Source organism: Collinsella sp. HCP28S3_E9 (genome assembly GCF_052065455.1).
Classification (GTDB): domain Bacteria; phylum Actinomycetota; class Coriobacteriia; order Coriobacteriales; family Coriobacteriaceae; genus Collinsella.
In genome coordinates, this window is the sequence record NZ_JBQHTZ010000006.1 from 12,975 (window position 1) to 28,711 (window position 15,737).

Here is a 15,737-nt window from a genome sequence, read left to right on the forward strand (position 1 = left end):
ACTAACAATAGTTACTCGCCCAGCTGATCAAGGTCGATATCACCAAAGAACACCTGGTCCTCCTTGCCGAGCGCGCCCGGGATGATGGAGAAGGTGTTGGAGATGCCGTCCTGGGCATCGCGGAACGGGAGCTTGGAAACCGAAGACAGCGAAGCGATGGCGCCCTGGCTATCGCGCTTGTGCATGGGGTTAGCACCCGGGGCGAACGGCTGGCCAGCCTTGCGGCCGTCGGGCGTGGAGCCGGTCTTCTTACCGTACACGACGTTGGAGGTAATGGTCAGAACCGAGGTCGTGGGCACGGAGTTGCGGTAGGTGTCGTTCATGCGGATGTACTCCATGAACTGGTGCACAACGTCGTGAGCGATCTGGTCGACGCGGTCGTCGTCGTTACCGTACTTGGGGAACTCGCCCTCGGTCTCGAAGTCGACGATGATGCCGTTCTCGTCACGGACGGGGTGAACCTTGGCGTACTTGATGGCGGACAGGGAGTCAGCCACGACGGAAAGGCCAGCGATGCCCGTAGCGAACCAGCGGTGCACGTGCTTGTCGTGCAGAGCCATCTGGATGCGCTCGTAGCAATACTTGTCGTGCATGTAGTGAATGATGTTCAGCGAGTTGACGTACACGCCAGCGAGCCACTTCATCATGTCGTTGTACTTGGCCATAACGTCATCGTAATCGAGCGTGTCGCCCTCGACGGCGCGATACTTGGGGCCGACCTGCTTCTTGGAGACCTCGTCAACACCGCCGTTGAGTGCGTACAGCAGGCACTTGGCCAGGTTGGCACGAGCGCCGAAGAACTGCATCTCCTTGCCAATGCGCATGGAGGACACGCAGCAGGCGATGCCGTAGTCGTCGCCGTGGTAAACGCGCATGAGGTCGTCGTTCTCGTACTGGACCGAGGAGCTGGCGACAGAAGTCTTGGCGCAGAACTTCTTGAAGTTCTCGGGAAGACGGGTCGACCACAGAACGGTCATGTTGGGCTCGGGGCTGGTGCCCATGTTCTCGAGCGTGTGCAGGTAGCGGAAGCTCATCTTGGTAACGAGCGTACGGCCGTCAACACCCATGCCGCCGATGGACTCGGTGACCCACTGCGGATCGCCGGTAAACAGGGCCTGGTACTCGGGGGTACGGGCAAACTTGACCATGCGGAGCTTCATGATGAAGTGATCCACGAACTCCTGGATCTGCTCCTCGGTGAAGGTGCCGTTGGCAAGGTCGCGCTCAGCGTAGATGTCGATGAACGTAGAGGTACGGCCGATGGACATAGCGGCGCCGTTCTGCTCCTTGACGGCAGCGAGGTAGGCGAAGTACATCCACTGGATGGCCTCCTGCGTGTTGGTAGCAGGTTTGGAAATATCGAAACCATAGGTCTCGGCCATCATCTTGAGCTCGCCGAGGGCGCGGATCTGCTCCTGCAGCTCCTCGCGATCGCGGATGTTGTCGGCGGTCATGACCGTCGGGGTGGAAGCCTTCTGGGCCTCCTTATCCTTGATCAGGTAGTCGACGCCGTACAGGGCGACACGACGGTAGTCGCCGATGATGCGGCCGCGGCCATAGCCATCGGGCAGACCGGTGATAATGTGAGCCGAGCGGCAAGCACGCATCTCGGGGGTGTAGACATCGAAGACGCCGGCGTTGTGGGTCTTGCGCTCGAAGGTGTAGCGCTCGACGACGTTCTCGTCGATCTTGTAGCCGTGCTGGCTGGCAGCCTGGCAAGCGATGCGGATACCACCGTTGACGTGCAGAGCGCGCTTGAGCGGCTTGTCAGTCTGGAGGCCGACGATGGTCTCCTTCTCGCGGTGGGCGTTATCGATGTAGCCAGCGGGGTGGCTCACGATACCCGTGACAGTCTTGGTGTCCATATCGAGGACGCCGCCCTGCTCGCGCTCCTTGAGCAGCAGGTCGAGGACCTCGCCCCACAGCTCCTTGGTACGCTCGGTCGGACCGGCGAGGAACGATTCGTCGCCCTCGTAGGGGGTGTAGTTCTTCTGGATGAAGTCTCGGACGTCAACCTCTCCCGTCCAGATGCCTTCCTTGAAGCCTTCCCATGCCTCCTGCATTGTGTAACCACGCTCCTAGTTACGTATAATGCGGCGCTCTCTCACACCGCTGCTTATTGAATTCTTGAATGTTCGGGTTGAATGACCGGCTTCATTCGCCTTCCATCGCGCGTTAGCACAGGGAAAAACGTTTGTCCACCTTGGAACTGCAACCCAAAACCCAAGATTTCACCCGTCTGAGAAGGATAACATAGCCACCCCCTTCATCAGGGCTGTTATATGTTTCTTTTTTTATACCATTAGGGCGTTTTTAACAAATCCGCAGGAAATGCGAGCGTGAACAACTACCGTTCACCGATTTGTTTGGTATTTTCCTTGCCTTTGTACGACGTTCACTCTAGCTGTTATGCCAGCTTTAGCAGGGTAAAGTGCCCCAGAGACCCACAGAAACTGCAGGGCGGCCACGGGATTTCCCCCGGGGCCGCCCTGTGGCGTGGCTAGTTATTTAGCTTTGATTGCCGCTTGGCATTAGGCGGCTGCGGTGACCCTGTCGGCCGCGGCCTTTTTGCTGTCGCCGTGACCCTGGCCCTCAAAATGCTTGTAGCACCAGCTGGTGACCAGCGGGGTCAAAATGGCCGTCACGATGGCGCACGCTGCAACCTGCGCCGTAGCCGTCGCGAGCACGGCGCCACCGTACATGGCCTCGTTGACACTCGCCATGGCGGCAGGCGTGGCCACATTGGCTCCGGCGCAGCTCGAAATGGCCGCACCTGCGACACCCGTACCGCCCGTGAACTTATCGACCGCGATGACGGGAATTGCAAAGACCACCGAGCAGATCACGCCGAGCAGGATGCCGGGAAGACCGCCGTTGATGAGCTGGCCAAAGGTCATGGTCGAGCCCATGGCAAAGAAGACGAGCACGATGATGGCGGAAAGTGCCGGAGCCATCATCTTCTTAAAGCTCGGGAAGAGGTTACCCAGAATAATGCCGACGACGATCGGCAGGATGGCGCCCACGAGCGACCAGCCGATCGGAGCCTGGCCAGCAGCGCCGAGCACGATCATTGTGACCGGAGGGCCGACAACGAGTGTGGTGATGGCGACGGCGCCACGTTCGGCCTCGTTGCCCATGGTGCCCATCAGACCAGCGTACATAGCGTTGTTGGCGCCGGTGCAAGCCGCCAGCATCACCATGGCAGAGATGCCAAACAGGTTGTCGTTGAATACATAAAGGATGAGCAGCGACACGGCAACGACCACGATCTGCTTGACAGCGATGATGATGGCGCCGCGTGCAGCGGCGGCAGGAGCACTTTTAAACGAAATCGTCGTACCGACGATGAGCAAAAAAGCGCCCACGAGCGGGCTTGCACCCTGCTGGGTCATGCCAAGCGTAAAGCTGCCGAGCGTTTTGAACAGGTCGGGGAATAGCGTGTTGAGCAAGCAGCCCAGCAAAAGCGGCACCAAAATATTGGCGCCCGGGATGGAGGACATCTTAAAGAACGGCTCCTTTGCAGCCGGCGCCTCCACCGCAGTCGATTCACTCATATATATCTCCTTTGGATGCATGCGAATCGTAGCCGCACGCGCCTATGTCAGAAAGAAGGCGACAACCCCGATTCTCCAGGGTCGCCGCCAAACGATTACCGCGGGGTATTACCCGTCCAGGACGATGCCGCCGTCGCAGTCACCGATCTCGCCGTTCACGAAGCTGGCGAGGTCGGAAGCGAAGAACAGCACCATCTGCGCAGGCTCGCTGGCCTGGGCGGCGCGGCCCAGAGGAATACCGTTGATGATGCGCTGAGAGTTCTCGTCAGAAAGGATCGACGTCATGTCGGTAAGCGTGAGCGACGGGCACACAGCGTTGCAGCGGATGCCGAACTTACCGCCCTCCTTGGCGACCGCCTTGGTAAGGCCGTTGACACCGGCCTTGGAGCTCGCGTAGGCCGCGGTGCCGAGCAGGCCGCCGCCGATCTTGCCAGCAACGGAGCTCACGTTGACGATAGTGCCGGCATGTGCCGCCTTAAAGTGCGGGTACACGGCATTCATCATGGTAAAGGTGCCGTTGAGGTTGATGTCGATGGTGCGACGCCACTCGGTGTCGTCGATCTCGTCAAACTTCTTGGTGCTGATGACACCGGCGCAGTTGATCAGGATGTTGGTTTGCGGCAGGTCCGTAAAAATCTGCTCGACGGTCTCGCGCGCCTTGGGCGCATCGGCGACATCGAGCTGATAGAACTTGTTGCCCTCGCCAAGCTCGGCCACAGCCGCCTCGCCCTTAGCAGCGTTCCTTGCGATGAGCGCGACGTGTCCGCCGCCCGCAACGATACCCTTGGCAATCTCGAGGCCAATGCCCTGAGTGCCACCGGTAACGATCGCGGTTTTACCCGTGAAGTCAAATGCCATGACTCCAACCCCCTTGATTCAGATGTCTCCTTGCGGGAAGTTGGAGCATCGCACATGGCGATAAATGAGTCCCAGTCGTCATGGTGGTGACAACCCCTCGCCTAACCGCGGGCATGATAGTTCTTTGAAACGCTTCAGCAATTGAATTATTTTAAGTCTTTATGCGCTCTTAATATTGCCCACTGCATGAGGCCCGCATATGGGGGTATCATCTTCTACCAAAAATAGTTTCTAGTGTTAGGGGTTTTCGGTGAAAGATACCGATTTCCGTGAACTTGGGCGTCAGCTCCTTACCGAGTTCGGCAGTATGCATCAGCGCATTTCGCGCTTTGCGGACAAAGCCCTCAGTGGTGAGATGGCCGTCATGCGCGCCCTCATGCTCGCTGGCGGTTCGCTCACGCCAAGCGAACTCGCCGATCGTGCCTGGGTCTCGAGCGCCCGCATCGCCAATATCCTGCGCGCTCTCGAAGCCAAAGGCTGGGTCGAGCGCGAGCACTCAAAGACCGACCGTCGTCGCGTACACGTCACGGTGACCGACAAGGGATTCCATGATCTCGAAATCAAGCATCGGGAATTCGAGGACCGCACCGCGGCCTTCCTCGAGCAGCTCGGCGAAACAGATACCCAAGAGATGGTGCGCCTTCTTAGGCGTGCCAACGAAATTATCGACCGCAATCAAGAAAGGAGAGATGCCGAGTGAGGATTCTCAAGCTCTTTAAAAAGCATGTCCTGGCACTGTTCGCAGCTATCGTACTTATCGTAATCAGCTGCAACGCCGATCTGGCGCTGCCTACGTATATGAGCGACATCGTCGACGTGGGCGTGCAGCAAGGCGGTATCGCCTCGCCCGTACCTGACACCATTCGCACCAAATCGCTCGACGACCTCGAACTCTTTATGAGCGATAAGGACGCCAAAGCTGTGGAGGCCGTGTTTAGCAAGGCGGATAATAACGGCATTCGAACGTACAAGGGCACCGAGGAGGAGCGCGCCGACGGCGGCAAGATTGCCGACATCGTGAGCCTGCCCGAGACCGTCGTCCTTTCGTTCAACCAGGGCATTGACGCCAACTCCATGGATGACATGATGGGTTCGTCCAGCGAGAATAACAACAACGCCGCCCAGGCCATGCCCACCCCCGAGCAGATGGCGGCAATGACGCCCGAGCAGCTCGCCGAGATGCAGCAGAAGGCCGCGGCGGCGCAGAACATGCAAAAGCAGATTGATACCGACGGCGGTAAGATCACCATGAAGAGCCTGCGCCTAGGCGTTGAAGGCGGCCTTATCGACCAGGGCAAGCTCGTCGAGGGTGCCAACGATATGGCGGACAAAATGGGCTCCATGTCGGGTTCCATCGTGACCCAACGCGCCGTGAGCTATGTACAAGACGAGTACAAGGCGCAGGGCATCGACCCCGCCGACGTGCAGAACGCCTATCTGGGTCGCATGGCAACCACGATGTTTGGTCTGTGCCTGATCTCGCTCATCGCCACCATCCTGACCGGCGCCGTGGCCTCGCGCACCGCCTGTTCCATCGCACGCGACCTGCGCCGCGAGACCTTCAACAAGGTTATGCACTTCTCGCCGGCCGAGGTGGGCAAGTTTAGCCAGGCCTCGCTCATCACCCGCTGCACCAACGACATTCAGCAGATTCAGATGGCCGCAACCCTGTTTATCCGCATGTGCCTGATGGCCCCCGTCATGGGCATCGTCGCCGTCATGCGCGTCCTGGCCAACCACACCGGCCTGGAGTGGACCATCGCCGTGGCCATCATCGCGGTCTCGGCCGTCGTCGGCGTGCTTATGGGCCTCACCATGCCCAAGTTCAAAAAGATGCAGAGCTTTGTGGACCGCGTGAACCTTACCGCCCGCGAGCTGCTCGACGGCCTTATGCCCATCCGCTCGTTCAACCGCGAGGAGCATGAGCTCGAGCGTTTTGACAAGGCTTCGCTCGACCTAATGACCACGCAGCTCTACACCAATCGTGCCATGAGCTTTATGATGCCGCTCATGATGCTCGTCATGAACTGCATCACCGTGCTTATCGTCTGGTTTGGCGCGCAGGGCGTGTCCGATGGCGTGATGCAGGTCGGCAACATGATGGCGTTTATCTCCTACACCATGCAGATCGTCATGGCGTTTATGATCCTCACCATGGTTTCGGTCATCCTGCCCCGCGCCGAGGTCGCAGCCGAGCGCGTGGAAGAGGTCATCACCTGCCCCACGAGCATCAACGACCCCGCCTCGCCCAAACTGCCCGCGGCCGGCGCACCGCGCGGTGAGCTCACCTTCCGCGACGTGAGTTTCCAGTATCCCGATGCCCGCGCTGACGTCATTAGCGGCGTGAACTTCACCACGCATGCCGGTCAGATGCTCGGCATCATTGGTTCCACGGGCTCGGGCAAGTCCACGCTCGTACAGCTGATTCCGCGCCTGTACGACGTCACGGGCGGCAGCATTTCACTCGACGGTATCGACGTGCGCGATATGACCCTTTCCGAGCTTCGCCGCCGCATTGGTTACATCCCTCAGCAGGGGCGTCTGTTCTCGGGCACCGTGGAGAGCAACCTTAAGTTTGCCGGCGACATGGTAAGCGACGAGAACATGCACGAGGCCGCGCGCATCGCCCAAGCCGAGGACTTTATCGCCGAGCGCGAGGGCGGCTACGACTCCCCCATCAGCCAGGGCGGCTCCAATGTCTCGGGCGGTCAGCGCCAGCGTCTGGCCATCGCCCGCGCGTTGGCAAAAAAGCCCGAGGTCCTGGTGTTCGATGACTCGTTTAGCGCCCTCGACTACAAGACCGACGCGCGCCTGCGCGAAGAGCTTGCCAAAAACGTTACCGACGCCGCGCTCGTTGTCGTAGCCCAGCGCATCGCGACCATCATGCACGCCGACCAGATCATCGTGCTCGACGACGGCCACGTGGTGGGCACTGGTACGCACGAGGAGCTGCTGCACAGCTGCCCGGCGTACCTGGAGATCGCACAGTCGCAGCTTTCCGCCGAGGAGCTGGGGCTCACTCAAGAAGAAATTGCAGCCGTTATGGAGGGAGGCGAGCACTAATGGCAGACGAGACCAAGACTCAGATTCCCAAGCCCACCCGCCAGCGCGGTCCCATGGGCCGCATGGGTGGCATGGGCCGCGGCGAGAAGGCCAAGGACTTTACGGGCGCCATGCGGCAGTTGCTCGGCTATATCGGTCAACACAAGGTTGCCGTGCTTGCCGCCGTCGCCTTTGCCGTGTGCTCGGTCGTCTTTAACATTGTGGGACCCAAGGTGCTCGGCCAGGTTACGACCAAGCTGTTCGAAGGCCTGGTCGCCAAGGTCAACGGTACCGGCGATGTCGACTTTGCCTGGATCGCCAAGACGCTCGGCTTTTTGCTCTGCCTGTATCTGGCAAGCTCTGTTTGCAGCCTCATCCAGGGCTGGCTCATGACCGGCGTCACGCAAAAGATTTGCTACCGCATGCGCAAGGAGATCGCCGCCAAGATCGCTGTCGTGCCGATGAGCTACTTTAACGGACACAGCAAGGGCGATGTGCTCAGCCGCATCACCAACGACGTCGATACGCTGGGTCAGTCGCTCAACCAGAGCGTGACGCAGCTCATCACGTCGGTGACGCAGATTATCGGCGTGCTCGTCATGATGCTGTCGATCAGCCTGCCGCTTACCGGCGTCACCGTGCTCACACTGCCGGCCGCCGCGATTATCCTGACCGTGATGATTCATTTCTCGCAGCCGTACTTCCGCGAGCAGCAGCAGGTCCTGGGCACCGTCAACGGCATTATCGAGGAGGACTTTGCCGGCCAGAACGTCATTCAGGTGTTCGACCGCGCCGAGGCCTCAATCGAAGAGTTCGACCGTCAAAACGACCGCCTCTTTATTAGTGGCTGGCGCTCGCAGTTCCTGTCGGGCCTGATGATGCCGCTTATGAGCTTGGTGGGCAACATGGGCTACGTGGGCGTCGTCGTGGTGGGCGCACAGCTCGCGCTGACCGGCAATGCCACGCCCGGCGACATCCAGAGCTTTATCCAGTACGTTCGCAACTTTACGCAACCCGTGCAGCAGCTGGGCAACGTGAGTAACACGATGCAGTCTATGGCCGCTGCCACCGAGCGCGTCTTTGAGTTCCTGGCCGCGCCCGAGGAGGAGCAGAAGGCCGACGCGCAGATTCCCGAAAAGCGCCCTGGCCATGTGGAGTTTGACCACGTCAAGTTTGGCTACACGCCCGACAAGACCATCATCCACGACTTTAGCTGCGAGGCACAGCCCGGCCAGACCATCGCCATCGTCGGTCCCACCGGCGCCGGCAAGACCACGCTCATTAAGCTGCTACAGCGCTTCTACGACGTGGACGGCGGCTCGCTGCGCGTCGATGGCGTCGACGTACGCGATTGGGACCGCGCGGCACTGCGCGGCGAGTTTGCCATGGTGCTGCAGGATACGTGGCTGTTTAACGGCACCATCCGCGAGAACATCCGCTACGGACGCCCCGATGCAAGCGATGCCGAGGTCGAGGCCGCTGCACGCGCTGCACGCTGCGACCACTTTATCCATACGCTCGCCGGCGGTTACAACTTTATGATCAACGAGGAAGGCACCAACCTTTCGCAGGGCCAACGCCAGCTCGTGACCATTGCCCGCGCCATTTTGGCCGACCGCCCGGCGCTGATTTTGGACGAGGCGACATCCAACGTCGATACCCGCACCGAGGAGCTTATTCAGCGCGCCACGGATGCGCTGATGCAGGGCCGTACCAGCTTTGTTATCGCACACCGCCTGTCCACGATCCGCAACGCCGACGTGATCTTGGTAATTCGCGACGGCGACATCGTCGAGAAGGGCACGCACGACGAGCTGCTCGCCCAAGGCGGCTTCTACGCCGACCTGTACAACTCGCAGTTCGACGAAGCGGCGTAAATTCTGCCGCAGGGAACGAATAACACCCGAGAACGGGGGCGCAGGACAACCTGCGCTCCCGTTTTTTGTTCTGCGACCCTCAAACCGCCTCCCCTGGGACCAAATTGACGACCTCTTCCAAGCCACGTGGCATCATTCCATTCCAGGGCCAGCCAACGTTTACCCAGATAAAACCTGCCAAAATAAACCTGTCCCTTTTTGGCAGGTTTTGGGGTGATGAGGGCTTGCACTTTAGCGTGCGACAGCGGATAATGCCGAGCATTCGACAATGCACACTTTGTCTTATTTGATTGAGGAGGCCCCGTATGGCTATGGAATTCAAGCGCAGGTTGCCGATCCCCATGGAAATCCGCGAGGAAATGCCGCTTTCCGCCGATCTTACCGCCAAAAAACAGGCATTCGACGCCGAGGTCGCCAAGGTCTTTACCGGCGAGGACGCGCGCAAGGTGCTCATCATCGGCCCGTGCTCTGCCGACCGCGAGGACTCGGTGCTTGAGTACATGAGCCGACTGGCCAAGGTCGCCGAAGAGGTCAAGGACAAACTCATCATCATTCCGCGCGTCTATACCAACAAGCCGCGCACCAAGGGCACTGGCTACAAGGGCCTGCTGCACAACCCCAACCCCGAGGCTCCCGACGACCTGCTCGAGGGCGTCAAGGCCATCCGCCATATGCACCTGCGCGTCATCGAGGAGACCGGTTTCTTTACCGCCGATGAGATGCTCTACCCGTCCAACTACCAGTACCTCGTCGACCTGCTGAGCTACGTCGCCGTGGGCGCGCGCTCGGTCGAGAACCAGGAGCATCGTCTGGTGTCGAGCGGCATTTCGGTGCCTGTGGGCATGAAGAACCCCACCGCCGGTTCCACCACCGTCATGCTCAACTCCATCTACGCCGCCCAGGCACATCAAAGCTTCATCTTCCGCAACTGGGAGGTCGAGTGCGACGGCAATCCGCTCGCGCACGCCGTCATGCGTGGCTACATTGGTCTCGACGGTCGTACCTACCCCAATTACCACTACGAGCATCTGGAGCGTCTGGCCGAGCGCTATACCGAGCATGCCGGCTACGCCAACCCGGCGGCGGTCATCGACTGCAACCACGACAACTCGGGCAAGCGCCCGCTGGAGCAGCACCGTATCTGCAAGGAGGTGCTCGACAGCTGCCGCCGCAACGAGTCCATCTCCAAGCTGGTCAAGGGCTTTATGATCGAATCCTACCTGGAGGACGGCAACCAGTCTGTCGACGGCGGCGTCTTTGGCAAGTCCATCACCGACCCGTGCCTGGGCTGGGAAAAGACCGACTACCTCATCCACGAGATCGCAGAGCGGGTGTAGGTTACGGCGTTTTACCAAACGCCGTAACCGGCCGACGCTGCAAACCCGCCAGAGCGGCAATCTGCCTTTCAGCTTCGACGGCATGACCAAAAGGTCAATGCCGCCTCGCTTCAAGGCACCTTGCTCGCGTGTACGGGTTTTCGCTGACGTTTTTCGACCTGCATCGTTGCCAGGGTTGGCACCAATGACTAATGCGGTAACAAGCTGCGTCGGTCCGATTGATCGGCTGGGTTTTCGAGGTGCCCCAGGTCGCCGCGAAAGAGGAGCGAAGCGTACTTTGGTACGCGTGCGACGGTTTGAGCGGCGAGATGGGGTGCCTCAGGAAGCCAGACGATTAAGCGTCGGCGTGATTGGCTGGGTTTCCGAGGTGCGGCAGATTGCCCTGAAAGAGGAGGGCATAGACCTTAAGGGTCATGCCCGACGATTGAAGGGCAAGGTGCCGTACCCCGGGAAGACAGACAATTACGCCGAGGGCTCCTGCTGCGTGATGCAGTGGATGTTGCCGCCGCCGTAGACGACCTGGTCGGACTTGACGCCCACGCACTTGTAGACGCCCTCGCCCCAGACCTCGTCGTAGATCTCCTGGAGCGTGTCAACGGCCAGCCGGTCGTTCTCGTCGCCGTACTGCGGGACGATAACGCCGTGGTTGGTGACCAGGTAGTTCATGTAGGAGGCGATCAGCGGCTCGTCGGCGACGCGCGGCTCGGCGTTCTCGTCGGCGTCGATGGTGTCGCAGGAAGCCCGATCCATGAACAGTGGGTTCACGGGCATGCAGAGCTTGTAGACCTTCAGCTTGCGGCCCTTGGCGTCAACGGCGTTGGAGAGGGTCTCGTAGGCGGCGTGGCACTGCTCGTAGAACGGGTACTCGGGGTCGTCAGTCCAGATGCAGACCATGACGCCCGGGGCGATGAAGGTGGCGACGTCGTCGATGTGGCCGTTGGTCTCCTCGGGGTCGATGCCCTCCTTGACCCAGATGACCTCCTCGACGCCGAGGTAGTCCTTGAGGTGCTCGGTCATGTACCCGCGAAGCTCCTCGCTCCAGGGCTCGAACTTCTTGCGGTACTTGGGCCAGAGGGACTCGGGGTCCTCCTCCTCCTCGAGCACCGCGGAGCAGGTGCGGCCCGGGGAAAGCAGGCACTGGTCGGTCACGACCACGGTGCCCTCGCCGTCGACGGTGATGGAACCGCCCTCGAGGATCATGTCGTCGGGACGATAACGACGACAGCCGGAGAGCTCGGCCATCTTGAGGGCGATCTGCTCGTCCTTGTCCCACGGGAAGTAGAGGCCGTCGATGAGGCCGCCGTAGCCGTTGAAGTGCCAGTGGTTGGCGCGCTTCTCGCCCTTGCCGTTGATGACGTAGGTGGCGCCGGTGTCGCGGAACCAGGCGTCGTCGGTGGTCATCTCGACGACGGTGACGTTCTCGTCGTTCTCGAAGACGGCCTTGCAGTTGGCGTAGTCGACCTGGTTGGCGCACATGTAGACCGGGGTGAACTCGGCGATGGCGCGGGCGATGGCGGCATACTGCCTCTGGGCGGGCTTGGCGCCGTGGGCCCAGGTGTCGGTGCGGTGGGGCCAGCCCATCCACACGCGGTCCTGGGGGGCGAACTCGGCGGGCATGAAGAAGCCGTCGGCCCTCGGGGTGGACTCGGACTCGGTAATCGTGCGCATAAGGCTTCCTCCAAATCAAACGACCGATGTCTCGATCTGTAACATCTAGGGGCCGAATCCCCGTCTTGTTGTTACAGATCGAGACAAACCGTATGGCTCGAGATAAACAATCTCAATCTATAACAGATAGAGGCGATTTTGCCAGCCATATGTTACAGATTGAGATAGACGTAAAAACCACCACAAAGGTACCTGTCCCCTTTGTGGTGGTTCTGGACTAGAAGGTTACTCGCTGTAGCGGGTGGCTATGGCTGCTCGCACCATTCCGGTACTCATAAGGTAGGTCACCAAGAAGTAGCCACCGTATGCTGCCAGGAAGATTGCACAGGTGAGGCCCACGGTGCCGCCGATGCTCATATTTCCGAATATGCTCACCAACTCGATAATCACCTTAAGTGCCACAAAGGAGTGCGCCAAGCCCACCGCCAACGGGAACAGGAAGAACACCGCTTGTTGTGCCATCACCGAATGGCGAATCTGGCGGTCGTCGCAGCCGATCTGTGCCAGCACACGATAGCTGCGGCTGCCGTCGGCCACGTTGGAGAGTTGCTGGATCGATAGAATCGCCGCGCATGCAACAACCAATACAAAGCCGATGTAGATGGCTAGGTAGCTAATAAGACCGTTCATTTGCGCTGCTTGCGTGTACATCTCGGAGCGTGTGATGAAGGCTCCCCAAAACCCCGGCTCCTTGCCGTCAACGAGCAGATTGTCGAGCAGAGTGTATTTAATGCTCTCGTCTGCCTCGGTCGTATCCATCCCCTGTTTGTAGTTAACGAGCAGGCTACTGGAATACGGCTGCAGATTAAGTTGGGACAACAGTTCGTCGGCAACGACGACGGTACCCGGATTACTGCCCATCGCCGAGTTGGCGATGGCCGCCGTATCTTCGTCCGACTTATCAGTTGCGGGTTTGAGCGTATGCCCGCCCAAGGTAAGGGCATGGCCGCCAGCCATATACTTGGTGTACAGGTCGACCAGCTCGCCGCCCATATCACACGTGAGCAGATATTGGTCGCGGCCAATGCTCACCGGCTCCTCGCCCATCATCTGGCGCAGTTTGTTGTACTGGCTCGCCGGCGTCACAAACAGACCCATCGTATCGGCATTGCTACCCCCGAACGCCTTGGGAAGCTTTTCGCCCATGGTCTTGCACATCTCACTTGGAGTCACCGAAGGATCCGAGCCGCCAAGCGGGTAACTCAGATACGAATCGATCTGCACATGCTCACCGGCAACATCGGCGATATTGACCTTCTTGCCGGTCTCGTCGTTGCTGTCCGCCGACTTGCCCTCGCCGTGCCATGCGGGGTACAAATCGACCGTTGTATCGGCCAACGCCATGCGATCGGCCTCATCAGACGGATTGACGTACCCCTTGTAGTAGTCGAACGTATCGGGCGTGTAATAGACATACATCTGAGACACGTCTACAGGGTTATAGCGCTCCAGGTTTTCGTTCATCACATTGGCAATCGACATACCGCACGTCACCGAGGTGATGGCCAAAAACAGGAGCATCGCGATGACGCCCATCGAAAAGCACACCGTGTTGACCTTGGCCGCAAGCTGGCGCACGATAAACATGTTGAGGCCGCGCCAATACACGCCGCGCAGGCTCTGCAGCAGCTTGATAAGCATGCCCGAGAGTCCCCAGAACAGGGCAAAGGTGCCCACGGTAACCATAGCGGTCGTAATGCCAAACTGGTTCATGGCCTCTTGCAGCTTGCTGTCCGTCGCGGTTAGCGGGAACCCATCACGTAGCAGACGGTAATAGGCCACGCCCACAAGCACCACGCCCACGGCAAAGATGGCAATCGCGATCCAGGGGTTGCGTGTCTTGATGCTCTCGTTGCGACGCTCGGCACCCATAAGCTCGATGAGTTTGGTACGACGCACGGCGCGAAGGTTCAGCAGTAGCGTGAGCACAAACATTACGAGCATGCAGGCAAGGGTCAGGTTGAACGCATGCACCGAGAAAAAGAAGCGGAAATTGGCGATCTGTGTCTTAAAGAGCGAGGCCGTAAAGAACGTCATGAGCTGGGAGAGTCCCACACCCAGCACAATGCCGGCGACAAAGGCCACAACCGATACTATCACGGTCTCGAGCGCCATGATCGTGGCGACGCGCCCACGCCCCATGCCGAGTACCTGGTACAGGCCAAACTCCTTCTTGCGGCGTTTCATGATGAAGTTATTGGCATACACCATCAAAAAGGCCATGACACCGGCCAAAAAGTACGTCAGGTAGCCGAGCATGCTGCCCATAACCTGCGCCAAGCCCTCTTCATCGATTCCGGCGATGTCGACCTGCATCGAGATGGTGTTAAAGGCATAGAAGACCGTGACGCCCAGGGTGAGCGTCAAAAGGTAGACGAGGTAGTCGCGGCCGGCGCGGCGGACGTTGCCCCAAGCGAGTTTACAGAGCATCGGAGCCCTCACCGCCCATCATGGCAACGACCTCCATAATGCGGTCGAAGAACTCGCGGCGGTCGGTGTCTCCGCGGCGCAGCTCGGTGAAGATCTTGCCGTCGCGAATAAACAGCACACGGCTCGTGTAGCTGGCGGCAAAGCTGTCGTGCGTGACCATGAGCACGGTGGCGCGCAGGCGGCGGTTAAGGGCCTCCAGGCTCTCGAGCAGCAGGCGAGCGCTCTTGGAATCGAGGGCGCCGGTGGGCTCGTCGGCCATGATCATGGTGGGGTCGGTGACGAGCGCGCGAGCCGCGGCAACGCGCTGCTGCTGACCGCCGGACATCTGGTAGGGATACTTGTCGAGCACCTGACTGATGGACAGGCGCGCTGCCACATCCTGCACGCGGGTCGAGATCTCTGCCGAGTTTGTGCGGGCGATGGTGAGCGGCAGGGCGATGTTCTCGCGTGCCGTGAGCGTATCGAGCAGGTTGGAGTCCTGGAAGATAAAGCCAAGCTCCTCGCGGCGGAACTGCGAAAGCTTAGCCTGCTTCATGCGCGTCACGTCCTGGCCGTTGATGCGGATCGCGCCGCTTGTGGCACTATCGATGGTCGACACGCAGTTGAGCAACGTCGACTTACCCGAGCCCGAAGCGCCCATGATGCCAACGAATTCGCCGCGGTTGACGGTAAAGCTGACGTCGTTGAGCGCGCGGGTCACGTTGCCCAGCACTCCGTATACCTTTTCGAGATGCACGACTTCCAGTACCGGGGTCGCCATGTGCGTGGTTTGCATACCGAGTCCTTTCTTGCGATTAGTCTACGGCATCTATAGTCGCAAGAAGCCGAGTCGGCTACCATCGATATCGCTTACGCTTGCCTTACCGTTGCGTAAGGTAGGGGTAGTCTTTTTGGGACGGGGCTTTTTTAGCTACCCTATCCGTAGCCTTCGAAGCATGAGGCCGCATTTGACATAGGGTAGCTAAAAAAGC

10 protein-coding genes are annotated in these 15,737 nt (G+C 59.7%); 4 read left to right on the plus strand and 6 right to left on the minus strand.

Going from position 1 to position 15,737, the window contains the following annotated elements; translation table 11 throughout:
• Nucleotides 1-11: 11 nt before the first annotated feature.
• The 3 genes from pflB to ACTNA2_RS04100 form a co-directional block, all read right to left on the minus strand.
• Nucleotides 12-2,063: a formate C-acetyltransferase gene (pflB, locus tag ACTNA2_RS04090; RefSeq protein ID WP_427718174.1), complete on the minus strand. Its 2,052-nt coding sequence runs from the start codon at nucleotides 2,061-2,063 to the stop codon at nucleotides 12-14.
• Between the two features lie 468 nt (nucleotides 2,064-2,531).
• Entirely contained in the window at nucleotides 2,532-3,554 is a 1,023-nt protein-coding gene (locus tag ACTNA2_RS04095) for a 2-keto-3-deoxygluconate permease (protein WP_441040829.1), read from the minus strand.
• 108 nt (nucleotides 3,555-3,662) lie between these two features.
• Nucleotides 3,663-4,412, minus strand: coding sequence for an SDR family NAD(P)-dependent oxidoreductase (locus ACTNA2_RS04100; RefSeq protein WP_427728112.1), 750 nt, complete (start codon nucleotides 4,410-4,412; stop codon nucleotides 3,663-3,665).
• A 250-nt stretch (nucleotides 4,413-4,662) separates the two neighbouring features.
• Between ACTNA2_RS04100 and ACTNA2_RS04105 the strand changes: the two genes are divergently transcribed.
• From ACTNA2_RS04105 to ACTNA2_RS04120, 4 genes are all read left to right on the plus strand, one after another.
• A complete protein-coding gene (locus ACTNA2_RS04105) occupies nucleotides 4,663-5,112 on the plus strand; it encodes a MarR family winged helix-turn-helix transcriptional regulator (RefSeq protein ID WP_154514934.1) in 450 nt (149 codons plus the stop codon).
• The gene (locus ACTNA2_RS04110) at nucleotides 5,109-7,475 is read left to right on the plus strand and encodes an ABC transporter ATP-binding protein (RefSeq protein WP_441048678.1); all 2,367 of its coding nucleotides are present in this window, start codon (nucleotides 5,109-5,111) and stop codon (nucleotides 7,473-7,475) included. Before ACTNA2_RS04105 ends, ACTNA2_RS04110 begins: the two co-directional genes overlap by 4 nt.
• Complete coding sequence (locus ACTNA2_RS04115) at nucleotides 7,475-9,331, plus strand: ABC transporter ATP-binding protein (protein WP_441048679.1); 1,857 nt, start codon at nucleotides 7,475-7,477, stop codon at nucleotides 9,329-9,331. Before ACTNA2_RS04110 ends, ACTNA2_RS04115 begins: the two co-directional genes overlap by 1 nt.
• A 305-nt stretch (nucleotides 9,332-9,636) precedes the next feature.
• Nucleotides 9,637-10,668: a 3-deoxy-7-phosphoheptulonate synthase gene (locus ACTNA2_RS04120; protein WP_427794434.1), complete on the plus strand. Its 1,032-nt coding sequence runs from the start codon at nucleotides 9,637-9,639 to the stop codon at nucleotides 10,666-10,668.
• Nucleotides 10,669-11,130: 462 nt separating this feature from the next.
• On the opposite strand, the gene ACTNA2_RS04125 is transcribed toward ACTNA2_RS04120, so the two are convergent.
• The 3 genes from ACTNA2_RS04125 to ACTNA2_RS04135 form a co-directional block, all read right to left on the minus strand.
• A complete protein-coding gene (locus ACTNA2_RS04125; RefSeq protein WP_441048680.1) occupies nucleotides 11,131-12,336 on the minus strand; it encodes an agmatine deiminase family protein in 1,206 nt (401 codons plus the stop codon).
• 225 nt (nucleotides 12,337-12,561) lie between these two features.
• A complete protein-coding gene (locus tag ACTNA2_RS04130; RefSeq protein ID WP_441048681.1) occupies nucleotides 12,562-14,766 on the minus strand; it encodes an FtsX-like permease family protein in 2,205 nt (734 codons plus the stop codon).
• The gene (locus ACTNA2_RS04135) at nucleotides 14,756-15,541 is read right to left on the minus strand and encodes an ABC transporter ATP-binding protein (protein WP_441048682.1); all 786 of its coding nucleotides are present in this window, start codon (nucleotides 15,539-15,541) and stop codon (nucleotides 14,756-14,758) included. Before ACTNA2_RS04135 ends, ACTNA2_RS04130 begins: the two co-directional genes overlap by 11 nt.
• Nucleotides 15,542-15,737 lie beyond the last annotated feature (196 nt).